The organism is Limnospira sp. PMC 1279.21 (assembly GCF_032349615.1).
In the GTDB taxonomy this organism is placed as follows: domain Bacteria; phylum Cyanobacteriota; class Cyanobacteriia; order Cyanobacteriales; family Microcoleaceae; genus Limnospira; species Limnospira fusiformis.
On the sequence record NZ_JARPLU010000449.1, the window covers coordinates 1 to 898 of the forward strand.

Consider the following 898-nt stretch of genomic DNA (forward strand, 5'->3'; position numbering starts at 1 on the left):
GCTTCCGCCCGTTGTTCAGCTTCTATTCTAGCCAAAGTAGCCTCTTGCAAAGCCTCGTATGCCTCATCAGGAATTAGCAATTTTTGTCCGTTATCTTCTCGGGAAAACTCGATTATTTTCCCGGCAACTTGTAAACGCAAACCCAGAGTTGCACTGCGGTTATCCGTAATTAATTGGTAACTATCTCCCACTAAACGATAACCCCGTAATTGTTCAGTTATCCACTCCCCTTTCGGGTCAAATAACCAGTATTCTTTCACCTCCAAACTTTCATAGAGATTTTTCTTAACCGTTTGGTCCTGTTCTTTTGTACTCGGAGAAGTCATCTCAAAAATGACAACCGGAACCTGTCCCTCTTCCCAAATTTTATAGTTATCTCTTCCCCCCGGTTCCACATCAAAAATCACCATCACATCAGGGGCTACTCGCAACTTAGGGAAACCCGCCGCATAATACATAAATTGGTCAGCCAAAACCGTCGCTTTTCGGTTTTTTAGGTATTCTTTCAGAACTAGCATAGTCGCCATTATGGCGTAAACGTGATCATAAGTTTCTGCCAAGGGTTCTCCGTCCTCACTCGGATAAAAAACATCAGTTTTATGGGTCAGGGTGTCAACTGCTATCATAATTCCTAACTCCGCATTACACTGATATATATTATACACCCCACCCTAGACTAACTTGGCTGATATAGGCTTGACCGAAATAACTAGATGTTATTCAAACCAGATTCTGTGGTGAATTAACAACAGCAACCCACCCCAGAACCTCAATCAGGTTAGTTATCGTCTAACAATGTTTTAATTAACTTTTCCACCCGGTCTCGAACTTCCTCCCTAACCCTGGGAAAAATCTCCGGCTTTTCCGCTGGGTCGTCTAATTGCCAATCCTCAAATAT

General features: G+C 42.8%; 1 protein-coding gene. It reads right to left on the reverse strand.

The window, feature by feature from the left end; genetic code table 11:
- The coding region (locus P5683_RS25350; protein ID WP_315642562.1) for a Uma2 family endonuclease at nucleotides 1-626 on the reverse strand (626 nt) is incomplete at its 3' end.
- Nucleotides 627-898 lie beyond the last annotated feature (272 nt).